The sequence below is a fragment of the Janibacter hoylei PVAS-1 genome (assembly GCF_004025845.1).
Lineage (GTDB): Bacteria > Actinomycetota > Actinomycetes > Actinomycetales > Dermatophilaceae > Janibacter > Janibacter hoylei.
The window spans coordinates 116,935-131,679 of the sequence record NZ_PIPF01000013.1 but is presented as its reverse complement, the minus strand read 5'-3'; the positions used below and the strand labels follow the sequence as shown (position 1 = coordinate 131,679).

At 72.3% G+C, this 14,745-nt stretch carries 13 protein-coding genes; 2 read left to right on the top strand and 11 right to left on the bottom strand.

Going from position 1 to position 14,745, the window contains the following annotated elements; translation table 11 throughout:
* Nucleotides 1-76 precede the first annotated feature (76 nt).
* A complete protein-coding gene (locus tag CWN80_RS13945; RefSeq protein ID WP_007927426.1) occupies nucleotides 77-1,003 on the top strand; it encodes a sulfite exporter TauE/SafE family protein in 927 nt (308 codons plus the stop codon).
* Nucleotides 1,004-1,024: 21 nt separating this feature from the next.
* Here the strand turns inward: CWN80_RS13945 and CWN80_RS13940 are convergent, their stop codons facing one another.
* From CWN80_RS13940 to CWN80_RS13910, 7 genes are all read right to left on the bottom strand, one after another.
* Complete coding sequence (locus tag CWN80_RS13940; RefSeq protein WP_128277446.1) at nucleotides 1,025-2,113, bottom strand: amidohydrolase family protein; 1,089 nt, start codon at nucleotides 2,111-2,113, stop codon at nucleotides 1,025-1,027.
* Between the two features lie 87 nt (nucleotides 2,114-2,200).
* Nucleotides 2,201-2,845 carry an SDR family oxidoreductase gene (locus CWN80_RS13935; protein WP_007927422.1) on the bottom strand — a complete coding sequence of 215 codons (645 nt, stop codon included), beginning with the start codon at nucleotides 2,843-2,845 and terminating at the stop codon, nucleotides 2,201-2,203.
* A gap of 68 nt (nucleotides 2,846-2,913) precedes the next feature.
* Nucleotides 2,914-3,714 carry an alpha/beta fold hydrolase gene (locus CWN80_RS13930; RefSeq protein ID WP_128277445.1) on the bottom strand — a complete coding sequence of 267 codons (801 nt, stop codon included), beginning with the start codon at nucleotides 3,712-3,714 and terminating at the stop codon, nucleotides 2,914-2,916.
* Between the two features lie 7 nt (nucleotides 3,715-3,721).
* A complete protein-coding gene (gene ffh, locus CWN80_RS13925) occupies nucleotides 3,722-5,353 on the bottom strand; it encodes a signal recognition particle protein (protein ID WP_128277444.1) in 1,632 nt (543 codons plus the stop codon).
* Nucleotides 5,354-5,410: 57 nt separating this feature from the next.
* Nucleotides 5,411-7,756 (bottom strand): [protein-PII] uridylyltransferase, encoded by a 2,346-nt coding sequence (locus CWN80_RS13920; protein ID WP_128277443.1) that lies wholly within the window; start codon nucleotides 7,754-7,756, stop codon nucleotides 5,411-5,413.
* A 12-nt stretch (nucleotides 7,757-7,768) separates the two neighbouring features.
* Nucleotides 7,769-8,107, bottom strand: coding sequence for a P-II family nitrogen regulator (locus CWN80_RS13915; protein WP_007927419.1), 339 nt, complete (start codon nucleotides 8,105-8,107; stop codon nucleotides 7,769-7,771).
* Complete coding sequence (locus tag CWN80_RS13910; protein WP_051987974.1) at nucleotides 8,104-9,552, bottom strand: ammonium transporter; 1,449 nt, start codon at nucleotides 9,550-9,552, stop codon at nucleotides 8,104-8,106. Before CWN80_RS13910 ends, CWN80_RS13915 begins: the two co-directional genes overlap by 4 nt.
* A gap of 212 nt (nucleotides 9,553-9,764) precedes the next feature.
* Between CWN80_RS13910 and CWN80_RS13905 the strand changes: the two genes are divergently transcribed.
* Entirely contained in the window at nucleotides 9,765-10,451 is a 687-nt protein-coding gene (locus CWN80_RS13905) for a DUF4333 domain-containing protein (protein WP_128277442.1), read from the top strand.
* Nucleotides 10,452-10,517: 66 nt separating this feature from the next.
* Here CWN80_RS13905 and ftsY read toward each other — a convergent pair whose 3' ends face one another.
* The 4 genes from ftsY to CWN80_RS13885 form a co-directional block, all read right to left on the bottom strand.
* Nucleotides 10,518-11,960 carry a signal recognition particle-docking protein FtsY gene (gene ftsY / locus CWN80_RS13900; RefSeq protein ID WP_007927415.1) on the bottom strand — a complete coding sequence of 481 codons (1,443 nt, stop codon included), beginning with the start codon at nucleotides 11,958-11,960 and terminating at the stop codon, nucleotides 10,518-10,520.
* A gap of 103 nt (nucleotides 11,961-12,063) precedes the next feature.
* On the bottom strand, nucleotides 12,064-12,513 hold the full coding sequence (locus CWN80_RS13895) for a DUF309 domain-containing protein (protein ID WP_128277441.1): 450 nt from the start codon (nucleotides 12,511-12,513) through the stop codon (nucleotides 12,064-12,066).
* Nucleotides 12,513-14,501: a M13 family metallopeptidase gene (locus CWN80_RS13890; protein ID WP_007927410.1), complete on the bottom strand. Its 1,989-nt coding sequence runs from the start codon at nucleotides 14,499-14,501 to the stop codon at nucleotides 12,513-12,515. The genes CWN80_RS13895 and CWN80_RS13890 overlap by 1 nt, the downstream gene beginning before the upstream one ends.
* Nucleotides 14,498-14,713 (bottom strand): hypothetical protein, encoded by a 216-nt coding sequence (locus CWN80_RS13885; protein ID WP_007927408.1) that lies wholly within the window; start codon nucleotides 14,711-14,713, stop codon nucleotides 14,498-14,500. Before CWN80_RS13885 ends, CWN80_RS13890 begins: the two co-directional genes overlap by 4 nt.
* Nucleotides 14,714-14,745 lie beyond the last annotated feature (32 nt).

The window sequence follows — 14,745 nt, the reverse complement described above, 5'->3', positions numbered from 1 at the left end:
TCGGTGAAACTCCTGCTCATCACGTGGGACATACCCCACGGAGCGCCGCACACTCCTCACGGAAAGAGTCCTCCGTATGCGCAAGCTCGTCCTCCTGGCCGTCGTCGGCCTGCTCGCCCAGCTCGTCGACGGATCGCTCGGCATGGCATACGGCGTTACGACGACGACGCTGCTGCTCGCGATCGGGACCAACCCCGTCGCCGCCTCGGCCACCGTCCACCTCGCCGAGATCGGCACGACGCTCGTCTCCGGCGCCTCGCACTGGCGCTTCGGCAACGTCGACTGGCCGGTCGTGCTCAAGATCGGCCTCCCCGGGGCGGTCGGCGCCTTCGCCGGCGCGACCTTCCTCGCCAGCCTCGACACCTCGACGGCCAAGCCGATCATGTCGGGCATCCTGCTCGCGCTGGGTCTCTACGTCCTGCTGCGTTTCACCTTCAAGGGGCTGCGCAAGGACCGTATCGGCACCCCGCTGCGCAAGCGCTTCCTCGCTCCCCTCGGGCTCTTCGGCGGCTTCGTCGACGCGACCGGCGGCGGCGGCTGGGGGCCGGTCGGCACCCCGGCGATCCTCGCCAGCGGCCGGATGGAGCCGCGCAAGGTCATCGGCTCGATCGACACCAGCGAGTTCCTCATCTCGGTCGCCGCGAGCATCGGCTTCCTCGCCGCCCTCGGCTCCCAGGGCATCAACTTCTCCTGGGTCGCGATGCTCTTCATCGGCGGGGCGGTCGCCGCGCCGATCGCCGCCTGGCTCGTGCGCACGATCCCCCCGCGGATCCTCGGCTCGCTCGTCGGTGGCCTCATCGTCCTGACCAACTCCAAGACCATCATGGGCAAGGGCGGTCTCGCCCTCGACGACGCCGCGAAGTGGGTCGTCTACGGCCTCGTGTGGGCCGTGTGGATCGCCGCAGTCGCCTACAGCATGCGGGCCCACCGGGCCGAGGTGGCGGCCGAGGCGACCGCAACCCGCGACAGCGACGAGCGAGAGCTCGTGGGCGAGCCCGTCTGAGGGACGGGGCGACGAAGGGGGTCAGCGCCCCCCGACGCGGGCCCCCCGCAGGATGACGTGCGCCGGCGTGCCGCAGGCGCGCACGTCCTCACGGGGGTCGTCGGCGAGGACGACGAGGTCGGCGTCCTCCCCTTCGGCGATGGCGGGGTGACCGAGCCAGTCACGTGAGCGCCAGGTGCCCGCGGCCAGTGCCTCACGGGTGCTGAAGCCCGCTCGGGTGAGCAGCTCCATCTCCTGGGCGACGAGCCCGTGCGGCAGGGAGCCGCCGGCGTCGGTACCGACGTAGACGTCGATCCCTGCGTCGCGGGCGGCGGCGACCGTCTCGAAGCGCCGCTCGTGCAGCTCGAGCATGTGCCGGTGGTAGTCGGGGAACTTCTCCGCGGCGGGTGCCGCGATCTTGGGGAAGGTCTCGATGTTGACGAGGGTCGGCACGATCGCGATGCCCTGATCGGCGAAGGCGGAGATCGTCTCCGGCACCAGGCCGGTCGCGTGCTCGATGCAGTCGGTGCCGGCCGCCGCGAAGTCCGCGAGCGACTCCTCGCCGAAGCAGTGCGCGGTGACCCGGGCACCCTCCTCGTGGGCGGCCGCGATGGCCTCGACGAGCACCTCCCGGGGCCAGCAGGGGGCCAGGTCACCGACGCCGCGGTCGATCCAGTCCCCGACGAGCTTGACCCAGCCGTCACCCGCGCGAGCCTCGGCGCGCACCCGGGAGACGAGCTGCTCGGGCTCGACCTCGTGCGCGTAGTTGCGGATGTAGCGCTTGGTCCGCGCGATGTGACGGCCGGCCCGGATGATCTTGGGCAGGTCGTCGCGCTCGTCGATCCAGCGGGTGTCCGCCGGCGAGCCGGCGTCACGGATGAGCAGGGTGCCCGCGTCGCGGTCGGTCACGGCCTGGGCCTCGCTCGTCGCGACATCGGCCGCCCCGTGCGCATCGAGCCCGACGTGGCAGTGCGCGTCGACGAAGCCGGGCAGGACGTACCCGGTCACCGTCTCGACGTCACCGCTCGTCGGCGGCGTGAAGGAGACCTTGCCGTCGATGACCCACAGCTCCGGCACGCTCTCCTGCTCGGAGACCAGCACCTCGCCCTTGACGTGCAACACATCAGCCATGGTCCGACGCTATCGTGCCCAACCGCGGGGACAAGACCGGGAGCCTACTGCTCCCGGTCGTGCGGCGCACTCTCCCGCGCCCCACCGTCAGCCGGAGATCGCCTCGTCGATCGGGGTCTGGCCGTCGTGGAACTCGATGGTCCGCCCGACAGTCGCGTTGGCGGCGAGCGTCGCTGCGATGACCCGGGCGACATTGGCTCGCGAGACCTGGCCGCTCCCCTCCCGGCCGACCTGGATCTTGCCGGTCGGCGGGTCAAGGGTCAGGCTGCTCGGCCCGAGGACGGTCCAGTCGAGGTCGGTGCCGCGCAGGTGCTCGTCGGCCGCGGCCTTGGCCTCGGCATATGCGTGGAAGGGGTTGCTCGGGTCGACGCCGTGGTCGGGCCCGGCACCGCAATAGCTCAGCATGACGTAGCGCCGCACGCCGGCCTGTCGCGCGGCCTCCATCGAGCGGATCGCCGCGTCCTGGTCCACGGCCCGGGTGCGCTCGGGGTCTCCCCCGCCGGCGCCGGCGGACCACACGACCGCGTCGTGGCCCGCGAGGACCTCGGCGATGCCGTCGGTGTCGAGCATCTCGACATCGGCGACGTGCGGGGTCGCCCCTGCCGCCTCGACGTCGGCGGCGTGATCGGGGTTGCGGATGACGGAGGTCACCGAGTGCCCGAGTTCGGCGAGGATCGGGGTGAGCAGCAGGGCCACCTTGCCGTGGCCACCGATGACGACGGTGCGGGACATGATCAGGTCCTCTCGGTCGGGGTGCCCGGCAGCTCCGCCGGGCCCCTCTACTGCATCACACTCCGGCGTCAGCGTGACGAGGTGATGAGCGCCCGCAGCGACTGGAGCGTCACCTCGGGCGCCTCCGAGTGCACCCAGTGCCCGACACCCTTGACGGTCACGAGCCGCACCCGGGGGAAGAGCCGTCGCATCTCGGCGAGGTCGTCGTCGGTGACGTACAGCGATCGCTCGCCAGCGAGCCACAGCACCGTCTTGTCGAAGGGGGCGAGACCCGCCACCTCGTCGGTGGGCCAGCCGCCGATGGTGGCGATGTCGCGGCCGAGCACCTCGAGGTTGGGCTGCCAGCGCCAGCCGTCGCCCTCCCGGCGCAGGTTCTGCAGGAGGAAGGCCCGCACCCCCGGATCGGGTGCGGCCTCGCGCATCGCCGCGTCGGCCTGCTCACGGGTGGTGATGCTGCCGAGGTCCATCGCCTGCATCGCGGCGATGTAGGTCTCGAACTCGCTGAAGCTCGTCGTCGCGGCCGGCGAGATGTCGACGACGCACAGCCGGTCGACGAGCTCGGGGTGGCGCAGGGCCACGAGCATCGCGATCTTGCCGCCCATCGAGTGCCCGACGACGACCCACGGCTCGTCCGAGTCGATCGCCCGCAGGTTGTCGGCGACGATGTCGGCGGCCGTCGGGTAGTCGAAGCGCTCGGTCCACGGCGACCGTCCGTGGTTGGGCATGTCGAGCAGGGTCGGCCGGCTGATGTCGGCCAGACCCTTGGCGATCTGGGTCCAGTTGCGCCCCTGGCCGAAGAGCCCGTGGCAGAAGGCGACCCGGGGTCCTGAGGTCCCCGAGGTCACCGCGTGGAGCGTCGGCGAACCCATCGGTCGGTCAGCTGCCGCCGCCGAGGAACTTCTCGAAGCCCTTCGGCAGCTGGCTCGGGTCGAGGTCGGCGGGGTCGAGGCCGGCACCCCCGCCCGCGGGGCCGCCACCGAAGGCCGAGCCCGCCGGCCCGGAGCGCCCCCCGCCGGCCGCGCGCTCGGCTGCCTCGCGCTCCTGCTGGGCGCGCTTGGCGGGGTTGCCCGACTTGCCCTTCTTCTTCTGCTGCTGCTTGCCCTTCTTGCGGCCCGCACCGCCACCCATGCCGGGGACGCCGGGCATGCCCGGCATGCCACCGCCCCGGGCGAGCTGCTTCATCATCTTCTGCGCCTCGGTGAAGCGCTCGAGGAGCTGGTTGACCTCGGAGACGGTCACGCCCGAGCCCTTGGCGATCCGCGAGCGGCGGGAGCCGTTGATCTGCTTGGGGTGCGTGCGCTCGAAGGGGGTCATCGAGCGGACCATGGCTTCGACCCGGTCGAACTCGCGCTCGTCGAGGTTGTCGAGCTGCGCCGACATCTGCCCCATGCCGGGCATCATCTTGAGCATCGACTTCAGCGAGCCCATCCGCTTGATCGCGGACATCTGCTGCAGGAAGTCGTCGAAGGTGAAGTCCTCCTCCGCGAGGAACTTGCGCTGCATCTCCTCGGCCTGGCCGCGCTCGAAGGCGCGCTCGGCCTGCTCGATGAGCGTGAGGACGTCACCCATGTCGAGGATGCGCCCGGCCATCCGGTCGGGGTGGAAGACCTCGATGTCCTTGGTCTGCTCGCCCGTGGAGGCGAACATGATCGGCCGCCCCGTCGTGCCGGCGACGGACAGGGCCGCACCACCGCGGGCGTCACCGTCGAGCTTCGAGAGCACAACACCGGTGAAGTCGACCCCTTCGGCGAAGGCCCGTGCGGTCTCGACGGCGGCCTGACCGATCATCGAGTCGATGACGAAGAGGACCTCGTCGGGCTCCACGGCGGCCCGGATGTCCGCGGCCTGCTGCATGAGCTCGGCGTCGACCGCGAGACGGCCGGCGGTGTCGACGATGACGACGTCGTGCATCTGCGACTGGGCGTGCGCGATGCCCGCGCGGCTCACGGCGACGGGGTCACCGAAGGAGCGGGTGCCCTCCCCCGACTCCAGGACGGCGTCGTGCCCACCGGTGTTGCCCCGCTCGGGAGCGAAGACCGGGACGCCGGCTCGCTGACCGGTCACCTCGAGCTGGGTGACGGCATTGGGGCGCTGGAGGTCTGCCGCGACGAGGATCGGGGTGTGGCCCTGGTCCTTGAGCCAGGCGCCGAGCTTGCCGGCGAAGGTCGTCTTGCCCGAGCCCTGGAGACCGGCGAGCATGATGACCGTCGGCGGCCGCTTGGCGAACTGGATCGTCCGGGTATTGCCGCCGAGGATCGTCACGAGCTCCTCGTTGACGATCTTGATGACCTGCTGGGCCGGGTTGAGGGCCCCACTCACCTCGGCGCCGGTGGCGCGCTCGCGCACGGCGGAGGTGAACTCCTTGACGACGGGCAGGGCGACGTCGGCGTCGATGAGGGCCATCCGGATGTCGCGGACGGTCTTGTTGACGTCGGACTCGGACAGGCGCCCCTTGCCGCGGAGGTTCTTGAAGGTCGCGGTCAGGCGGTCGGACAGGCTGGTGAACACCCGGCCAAGGGTACTTGCCCGCGGTTCCTCCCTTCGCCTCGTGGTGGCACGGGCGCCTCAGGCGCCGTCACAGGCGTCGATGACGACCGCCAGCGCCCGCGCCACCGCCGCCGGCCCGAGCTCGCTGCCCCGACGATCGGTGACGTAGAAGGTGTCAAGGGTCTGCCCGGCGAAGGTCGAGATGTGTGCCGACCGCACGCTCAGCCCCTCCTCCGCGAGGACCTGCCCGAGGTCGTGCAGCAGTCCCGGCCGGTCCTGCGAGCGCACCTCGAGGACCGTGGCGCCGCTGCCGGCGCTCGGCAGGACGAAGGCCCGCGCTCCCCCGGCCGCACCGGCCGGGGCGTCCCCGCGCCGGCGTCGGGCGAGCGCCCCGAGCGCGGCGCGATCCCCGGCCTCGAGCCGGGAGAGCCCCGAGGCCACCCGCACGGCCTCGGGCTGGTCCCCTCCCGGCGACTCGACGAACCACTCGTCGACGGCGATCCCGTCCACGGTGGCCAGTCGGGCCCGCCGGACCGTCATGCCGTGCGCCGCCAGCAGACCGGCTGTGTCGGCGAAGAGCCCGAGCCGGTCCCGGCAGTGGATCGTCAGGGCCCACCCGCCGGGCGCCCGCTCGACACGCACGTGCGGGCGTCCGGCGACGACGTCACCGAGCGCCTCGTCGTCGACCTCCGGCGCCGGCGCGAGCGGCGGGACCGGAGGCGTCTGGCCCGTGAGCCGCTCGCGCACGCGGCCGGTGAGCGTGTCGACGAGCCCCGCCCGCCAGTCGGTCCAGGCAGCCGGCCCGGCGGCCCGGGCGTCGGCGATGGTCAGCGCCCGCAGCAGCTCGAAGGTCTCCGCATCACCCTCGACGAGGTCGCACACGGCGCTCGCCGTGGCCGGGTCGGCCAGGTCGCGCCGGGTCGCGGTCTCGACGAGCGTCAGGTGCTCCCGCACGAGCAGCACGACCCGCTCGCGGTCGTCGTCGGGCACGCCCCACCGACGCAGCACGCGGTCGCTGATGTCGGCTCCCGTGCGCGAGTGGTCGCGGGCACCGGCGACCTTGCCGATGTCGTGGAGCAGGGCCGCGAGGAGCAGCAGGTCGGGGCGGGCGACGTCGCGCGCGAGGCTCGAGGCGCGGGCGACCGTCTCCAGCAGGTGCCGATCAACGGTGTGCCGGTGCACGGGGTTGTGCTGGGGCCGGCAGCGCACGTCGGCCCACTCCGGCAGCCAGCGCTCGATGATGCCGACCTGGTCGAGCCCCTCCCACACGGGCGGCAGCCCGGGGCCGGCAGCGAGGAGGTCGCCGAGCAGGTCGCGGACGTGCTGGTCCCACGGCAGGGAGGGCTCGGGGCAGGCGGCGAGGTTTGTCAGGGTCTGCGGCGCCAGCGGCAGACCGTGGCGAGCCGCCACGACCGCAGCACGAAGGGGGAGGCTCGGGTCGACCCCGACCAGCCCGGTCGACCCGAGCACCGCCTCGCCGTCGTGCTCGAAGAGGCCGTGGCCGAGGGGCTTCATGAGCGGGCGGCGCGGCCCGACGCGCAGGGTCCGCGCACGCTGGCTCTGGCCGGCCCGCCTCATCGTGGACTCCAGGGCCCACGCGATGGTGCGGGCCGAGGTCGAGACGCTGGTGAGCAGCTCGTCGGCGTCGCCGAGGCCGAGCAGTGCGGCCACGGCGTCGTGCTCCTCGCGCAGCAGCCGGTCACGGCCGCGACCGGTGACGACGTGCAGGGCATCACGCACGTCGAGCAGGTGGTGCAGGGCCGGCTCGACGGCCCCGTGGGGGCGGTCGGTGAGCCAGGCTCGAGTGAGGGCGTCGAGCACGGTGACGTCGCGCAGACCCCCGAGGGCCTCCTTGAGGTCGGGCTCGACCTGCTGACTCAGGTCACCGTGCCGGTGGTGACGGGCCCGCACCGACTCGACGAACTGCGGCAGCCGGGTGCGGGCCCCCGAGCGCCAGTCGTGGGAGACGGTGGAGCGGACCCCCGCGACGAGCTCCTCGTCGCCGGCGACGAGGGAGAGGTCGAGCAGGCCGACCGCCGCTGAGAGGTCCTCCCGGGCGACGCTGCGGCACTCGGCCGCGGAGCGGACCGAGTGGTCAAGCGCGAGCCCGGAGTCCCAGATCGGGTACCAGAGCCGGTCGGCCATGGCCGTGAGGTCGTCGGCGCGGATGCTGCGGCCGTCGTGGACGAGGACGAGGTCGAGGTCGCTGAGCGGGCCGGACCAGCCACGCCCCAGGGAGCCCACCGCGGCGAGCGCGATGCCGGGGCGCTCCCCCACGGCGTCGAGGTGGAGATCGGTCAGCCAGCTGCGGGTCGCCTCGCTGATCGCGGCGCGGCGGGCCTCGCCGGCACCCGGGAGCGTGAACTCCCGGGTGCCGGCGAGATCGAGCCGCGCGGATCGCATGTCGCTTCCGGTGCGGGTCATGGTGTCCGAGGCTCAGATCGCCTCGACTCCCTTCTCCCCGGTGCGCACGCGCACGACGTCGTCGATGGGGGTGACCCAGACCTTGCCGTCACCGATCCGACCGGTGCGGGCCGCCGAGACGACGACGCCGACGACGGACTCGGCGTCGATGTCCTCGACGAGGACCTCGAGGCGGATCTTCGGGACGAAGTCGACCGTGTACTCGGCCCCGCGGTAGACCTCGCTGTGGCCGCGCTGGCGGCCGTAGCCGCTCGCCTCGCTCACGGTCATGCCGGTGATGCCGAAGGACTCGAGGGCCTCCTTGACGTCGTCGATCTGGTGGGGCTTGATGATGGCGGTGACGAGCTTCATGCTCGGGCTCCTTCGATGGTCTCGTCCTGCTGGCGGGCGTGCGCGGCTGCGGTGGCGACACCGGCCCCGGCCGACCCGAGGCGACCACCGCGGGAGGCGAGGTCGTAGCCGGACTCGGCGTGCTCGGCGGAGTCGATACCGGACACCTCGTCCTCCTCGCTGATGCGCCAGCCCATCGTGTGCTTGAGGACGATGGCGATGACGTAGGTGAGGACCGCGGAGATCACGAGGCTCACGAGGGCGATGACGACCTGGACGACGGTCTGCTGGACGCCGCCGCCGTAGAGCAGCCCGCCGTCGGTGGCGAGCAGCCCGGTACCCACGGTGCCCCAGAGGCCGGCGACGAGGTGGACGCCGACGACGTCGAGCGAGTCGTCGTAGCCGAAGCGGTACTTCAGGCCGACGGCCAGGGCGGCGAGCGCACCGGCGACGGCGCCCAAGCCGAGCGACCCGACGGGTGAGAGGCTGCCGCAGGCGGGGGTGATGGCGACGAGGCCGGCGACGACACCGGAGGCGGCGCCGATCGAGGTGGCGTGCCCGTCACGCAGCTTTTCGACGAGCAGCCAGCCGAGGATCGCGGCGGCGGTGGCGGCCGTGGTGTTGACCCACACGAGGCTGGCCACACCGTCGGCGGCGAGCTCGGAGCCGGCGTTGAAGCCGAACCAGCCGAACCACAGCAGACCGGCGCCGATCATGACGAGCGGGACGTTGTGGGGGCGCATGGCGGTCTTGCCGAAGCCGAGTCGCTTGCCGACGACGAGGGCGAGGACGAGGCCGGCCATGCCCGCGTTGATGTGCACGACGGTGCCTCCGGCGAAGTCGATCGGAGCGACGGTCGCCGCGCCGTCGGCCGTGCCGAAGAGCCAGGCGGCGAAGCCGCGCTCTGCACCGGACAGCAGCCCGCCGCCCCACACCATGTGGGCGATCGGGAAGTAGACCAGCGTGAGCCACACCGGGACGAAGACCATCCAGGTGGAAAACTTCACGCGGTCTGCGATGGCCCCGCTGATGAGCGCGACGGTGATGATCGCGAAGGTCAGCTGGAAGCCGGCGAAGAGGACCTCGGGGATCCACACGTCGGCGCCGAAGACGTCGATGACGGGCATGCCGTCGGCGCCGACGGTCCCGGTCACCCCGTCGACGGTGCTCGCGACGCCGCGCAGACCGAACTTCTCGAATGGGTTGGCCAGGATGCCGCCGATGTCGGACCCGCCGAAGGACATCGAGTAGCCCCACAGGACGTAGACGACGCCCGCGGCGCCCATGGCACCGAAGCTCATCATCATCATGTTGAGGACGGACTTGGCGCGGGTCATGCCGCCGTAGAAGAGGGCCAGGCCGGGCGTCATCAGGAGCACGAGGGCTGCGCAGATGATCATGAAGGCGGTGGCCGACGTGTCGATCGCTGGTGGTGTCGCCGCGAGGGGCGCGATGGTTGGACTCATGACGGCAAGAGTCCGCCGGTGCCGTTTCGTCAGCGGATGCCCCGTGTTACGTCGGTGTTTCCCTTGCGGCGCAGGCGTTACGACCCGGTGACACCACGCCCTCCGTCCCGCGTGATGAGACGCCGGCCATGGCATACGGTGGGCGGGCACGCACTTCATGCCGGGGGGTCAGCTGCCTGCGTGCCCCTCGGTCACGACGAGCAGGAGCCTCGATGACCGCGCCGCCCCCGGGACCGGGACAGCACCCTCCGTACGGCCAGCAGCCCTACGGTCAGCAGCCGTACACCCCACCGCCGTCGAAGGGGGTCCCGGCCTGGGTCTGGGTCGTCTCGATCCCCGTCGTCATCGCGCTGCTCATCTGCCTGTGCGGCGGGGTCGGCTACGTCGCCATGCAGGGTGGCGACGAGACGAGCACCGGTGCACCGCCCCCCATCTCGGGCGAGTCGACCGGAGGCCCGACGAGTGATCCCACGAGCGAGCCGACGAGCACCTCGACGAGTGGCGAGCCGAGCACGAGCACGAGCACGAGCACGTGGACCTCGACGTCCACGTCGACCTCGACGTCGTACGGGTCGACGACCACGACACCGACGAGTGTGCCCAGCGCGAGCGTCCCGCCGCCGCCGGCGGGGACGCCCAACACCGACGCGTCCCTGACGATCTCGTCGGACGAGGTCGAGCGGCAGATCGCCCGGGGCATGAAGCAGGTGGGGCACAAGGTCTCCGACATCTCCTGCCCGTCGCGCCTCGTGCTCATCAAGGGCCGCACGACGACGTGCACGGCGCCCGTGCCCGGGACGAGCCGGCGCTCGGACGTCAAGGTCAAGGTGGCGTGGGCGGTTATGACCTCCTCGACGGACAGCCGGTACTACCTGACCTTCGAGCAGTCGCTGCGCTGACGCCCGACGCATGCACGAGGCCCCCGACCACCGTGGTGGTCGGGGGCCTCATCGCTCGGTCCGGAGTCAGCCGACGATCGCGTCGACGAAGGCCTCCGGCACGAAGGGGGCCAGGTCGTCCGGCCCTTCGCCGAGGCCGACGAGCTTGACCGGCACCCCGAGGGTGCGCTGGACGGCGACGACGATGCCACCCTTGGCCGTGCCGTCGAGCTTGGTGAGCACGACACCGGTGATGTCGACCGCCTCGGCGAAGACCTTGGCCTGGGCCAGGCCGTTCTGCCCCGTCGTCGCGTCGAGGACGAGCAGCACCTCGTCGATGGGGGTCTGCTTCTCGATGACCCGCTTGACCTTGGACAGCTCGTCCATGAGGCCGACCTTGTTGTGCAGGCGCCCCGCGGTGTCGATGATCACGGCATCGACCTCGGCGTCCGCCGCGGCCTTGACCGCGTCGAAGGCGACGGCGGCCGGGTCGGCACCCTCGCGGTCGCTGCGGACCGTCGGGACACCGACGCGGGCCCCCCACGTCTCGAGCTGGTCGGCGGCCGCGGCGCGGAAGGTGTCGGCAGCACCGAGCAGGACGTCCCGGTCGTTGGCCACGAGCACTCGGGCGAGCTTGCCGACGGTCGTCGTCTTGCCCGTGCCGTTGACCCCGACGACGAGGATGCAGGCCGGGCGGTCGTCGACCCTGGAGGCGGCCAGGCCGCGGTCCATGCTCGGGTCGACGAGCTGGAGCAGGTCGTTGTAGAGCCAGTCCTTGGCGACCTCGGGGTCGGTCGTGCCGTCGACGGAGACGTGCTCGCGCAGCGAGTCGACGAGCTCGGTCGTGGGCTCCATGCCGAGGTCGGCGACGAGCAGGGTGTCCTCGACCTCCTCCCAGTCCTCCTCGGAGAGCTTGCCCTGGGAGAGCAGGGCGAGCAGCCCCTTGCCGATCGCGCCGTTGGAGCGCGCCAGGCGCGAGCGCAGGGCCCGCATCCGGTCGCGGGTGGGAGCGGGGGTGTCGACCGGCGCCTCGGCGGGCACCTCCGGCCCGACCGGGGACTCAGGCTCAGCCCGGGCGTCGGGCTGGGTCGGGGCCTCGGGCTCGGCGGGCGCCTGCGGCTCGGTGGCGAGCGGCGGCACGGTGCGACCCCGGTCGGCCTCCTCGTCCGAGGGGACGGGGGTGAGCTCGTCGTCCGCGGCTGGGGTCTTCGTCTCAGGGGCGGCGGTCTCCGGCGCGGCCGCCTCGGGGGCGGCGGGCTCCTCTGCCGGCGGGCTGGCTGGCTCGGGGTCCTCCCCCTTCGTCTCCTCCGGCGGGGCCTGCGGCTTGGCGTGGTCGCTCGGACGGTCGAGGACGATCGTGCCGCTGCGGTGGTCGGTGCTGCCCTTGGGCCGCTCCGGGGGGCGCCGCTCCGGCGGCAGCTCCTTGGTCCCACCGCGCCCGCCGCGCAGGAGGCCGATCGCCAGGCCCCCGAGCAGGAGCAGCAGGCCGACCGCGACGGCGATGTACTCAGTCAGTGTGTCGATACCCATCACCCGGCCATCTTCGCAGGCTACGCGGACCGCGCCGAACCCGTGGCGGCGTCACCGCTCTCGACCGCCGCCCGGAGGCACCCGCACCGAAGTTACCCGCAGGTCACGAACGAAGGGAGGGCACGGCCACCTCGGCCGCCGGGTCCGCGGCGAGCTCCGCGGCCCACGCCACGAGCCCGGCGACGTCGATGCCGTGGGGCGCGATCGCCGCGTAGCGCTCGATGGCGGCGGCACCCCGCCTCGTCACGCTGGCCGCCCCACGCGCATTGCCGCGCCGCTGGTGGGTCAGGCCGACGGCGAGCTGCGCCAGACCCTGCCAAAGCGCACGCTCAGGGTCGGGCGCCGCCTTCCACTGCTCCTCGAGCACCTCGTGGGCGTGGAAGGGCATCTCGCGGTCGAGGTAGTCCTGGGCCAACGCGAGCGCCTCATCGGCGGTGCGCTCGCCGGGCGCGACCCGCTCGACCCCGGCGCTGCCGTAGGGCAGGGGCCGGCCGAGCCCGTCACGGGGCCGGGCGTTTTCGGCCCGACCCCGGGCGTCGCGGTCTCGGGGCATCAGAAGAGCGAGACCCGCTCTTGCGGGTCGAGCCACATCTCGTCACCCTCCTGCGTGCCGAAGGCGGTGTGGAAGGCGTCGATGTTGCGCACCGCATTGGCCCGCACGTCCTGGGGGCTGTGCGGGTCGATGGACAGCAGCCGCACCGCCTCCTCCCGCCGGGCGTCGCCGCACCAGACGCGAGCCCAGTTGCTGAAGAAGCGCTGCTCCCCCGTCAGTCCGTCGGCGTCGCTCTCGCACGCGGCGTCGCCCGCGGCGATGAGGTAGGCCGCGTGACCGATGGCCAGGCCACCGATGTCGCCGATGTTTTCGCCGACCGTCAGGGCGCCGTTGACCGTATGGCCCGGGGCATTGCGCGTCGAGTAGGAGTCGAACTGGCGCACGAGGGCGTCGCGCCGCTCCTCGAAGGCCGCGCGGTCCGCCTCGGTCCACCAGTCGCGCAGGTTGCCCTGACCGTCGAAGGTGGAGCCGGCGTCGTCGAAGCCGTGGCCGATCTCGTGGCCGATGACCGCACCGATGCCGCCGTAGTTGTCGGCGTCGTCACCCTCGGCGTCGAAGAAGGGCGGCTGGAGGATCGCGGCGGGGAAGACGATCTCGTTGAGCCCCGGGTTGTAGTAGGCATTGACCGTCTGCGGGGTGAGGAACCACTCGTCACGGTCAACCGGCCCGCCGAGCTTGGCGAGCGCCCGGTCGACCTCGAAGGCCGCGACCCGGCGCACATTGCCCACGAGGTCGTCCTCGCGGATCTCGAGGCTGGAGTAGTCACGCCAAGTGCTCGGGTGGCCCACCTTGGGGGTGAAGGCCTCGAGCTTGGCGACGGCCTCCGCCTTGGTCTCCTCGCTCATCCAGTCGGATGCGGCGAAGGACCGGCGGAAGGCCTCGACGAGGTTGTCGACGAGCTCGCCCATCCGCTCACGGGCAGCGGGCGGGAAGTGGCGGGCGACGTAGAGCTCGCCGACGGCCTCGCCGAGCGAGTCGTCGACGAGGGAGACGCCACGCTTCCAGCGAGCCCGCTGCTCGGGGATGCCCGAGAGGGTCCGCCCGACGAAGTCGAACTCCGCGGCGACGACGTCGGACCCGAGGTAGGCGGCGTGGGCCTGGACGATGCGCAACCGCAGCCAGTCCTTCCACGTCTCGAGGTCAGTGGTGTCGAGCGTGAGCGAGAGCCCGCGCAAGAAGTCGGGCTGGCGCACGACGACCTCGGCGAAGGGGGACGACGCCCCGAGCCCGGAGGCCCAAGCACCCCAGTCGATGGCCGGGGCCAGCTCGGTGAGGGCAGCCGAGTCGAGGAGCGTGTACGTCCGGACGGGGTCGCGGTTGGCGACGCGGTCCCAGTGGTCACGGGCCAGCTCGGTCTCGAGGGCCACCACGCGCTCGGCGGTCTCGGCCGCCGCCTCGTCGTCGCGGCCGAGGACGAGACGCAGCAGGCGGGCGACGTGGGCCCGGTAGGCGCCGAGCGTCTCGGCGTGCTGCTCGTCGCGGTAGTACGACTCGTCGGGCAGGCCGAGCCCGCCCTGCTCGAGGTAGAGCACGTAGCGCGAAGAGTCCTTGTCGTCGGTGTTGACGAAGGGGAGGACGAAGCCGCTCACGCCGTCGCGCGCCAGACGCCCGGTGAGCGCCACGAGGTCGGGCGTGCTCGTCACGCCGTCCACAGCGTCGAGCAGGTCGGCGATCGGTGCGCTGCCCAGCTCGTCAGCCCGCTGCTCGTCGACGAAGGAGCGGTAGAGCGCCCCGACCTTGCCGGCGACGTCGTCCGGGGCCAGCTCACCGGCCTCGACCCGGTCGCTCACCTCCTCGATGAGGTCGCGCACGTCCTGCTCGGCACGCTCGCGCAGGACGTCGAAGGCCCCGTAGCGACCGCGGTCCGCCGGGATCTCCACCGCCTGCAGCCAGTGGTTGTTGACATGTCCGAAGAGGTCGTCCTGGGGTCGGACCGCAGGGTCGACGGGGCCTCGGAGGCCGGGGATGGTCTCGGAGGTGGAGCTCATGAGGCCTTTCGCTTGGAGGACGACGCGCTGGAGACCAGGCCGGAGGTGCGGGTCGCGGCACCGTCGGCGCTCTCGCGGACCTTGACGACGACCCGCTCGCCCCGGGCGGTGAGGATCTCGCGACCCTCGCGCCTCGCGGGGATGGCCACCAGGCCCATCACGGCGAAGGACAGGACAAGGCAGAGGATCAGCCCCACGATCATGGCGGTCATACCCCCATCGTCCCCCGTGACGACGGGCCGCT

Bases quoted from the DNA above. Each gene is read 5' to 3' on its own strand.
- CWN80_RS13945 (WP_007927426.1), top strand. From the start codon at position 77: ATGCGCAAGCTCGTCCTCCTGGCCGTCGTCGGCCTGCTCGCCCAGCTC.
- CWN80_RS13940 (WP_128277446.1), bottom strand. From the start codon at position 2,113: ATGGCTGATGTGTTGCACGTCAAGGGCGAGGTGCTGGTCTCCGAGCAG.
- CWN80_RS13935 (WP_007927422.1), bottom strand. From the start codon at position 2,845: ATGTCCCGCACCGTCGTCATCGGTGGCCACGGCAAGGTGGCCCTGCTG.
- CWN80_RS13930 (WP_128277445.1), bottom strand. From the start codon at position 3,714: ATGGGTTCGCCGACGCTCCACGCGGTGACCTCGGGGACCTCAGGACCC.
- CWN80_RS13920 (WP_128277443.1), bottom strand. From the start codon at position 7,756: ATGACCCGCACCGGAAGCGACATGCGATCCGCGCGGCTCGATCTCGCC.
- CWN80_RS13915 (WP_007927419.1), bottom strand. From the start codon at position 8,107: ATGAAGCTCGTCACCGCCATCATCAAGCCCCACCAGATCGACGACGTC.
- CWN80_RS13910 (WP_051987974.1), bottom strand. From the start codon at position 9,552: ATGAGTCCAACCATCGCGCCCCTCGCGGCGACACCACCAGCGATCGAC.
- CWN80_RS13905 (WP_128277442.1), top strand. From the start codon at position 9,765: ATGACCGCGCCGCCCCCGGGACCGGGACAGCACCCTCCGTACGGCCAG.
- ftsY (WP_007927415.1), bottom strand. From the start codon at position 11,960: ATGGGTATCGACACACTGACTGAGTACATCGCCGTCGCGGTCGGCCTG.
- CWN80_RS13895 (WP_128277441.1), bottom strand. From the start codon at position 12,513: ATGCCCCGAGACCGCGACGCCCGGGGTCGGGCCGAAAACGCCCGGCCC.
- CWN80_RS13890 (WP_007927410.1), bottom strand. From the start codon at position 14,501: ATGAGCTCCACCTCCGAGACCATCCCCGGCCTCCGAGGCCCCGTCGAC.
- CWN80_RS13885 (WP_007927408.1), bottom strand. From the start codon at position 14,713: ATGACCGCCATGATCGTGGGGCTGATCCTCTGCCTTGTCCTGTCCTTC.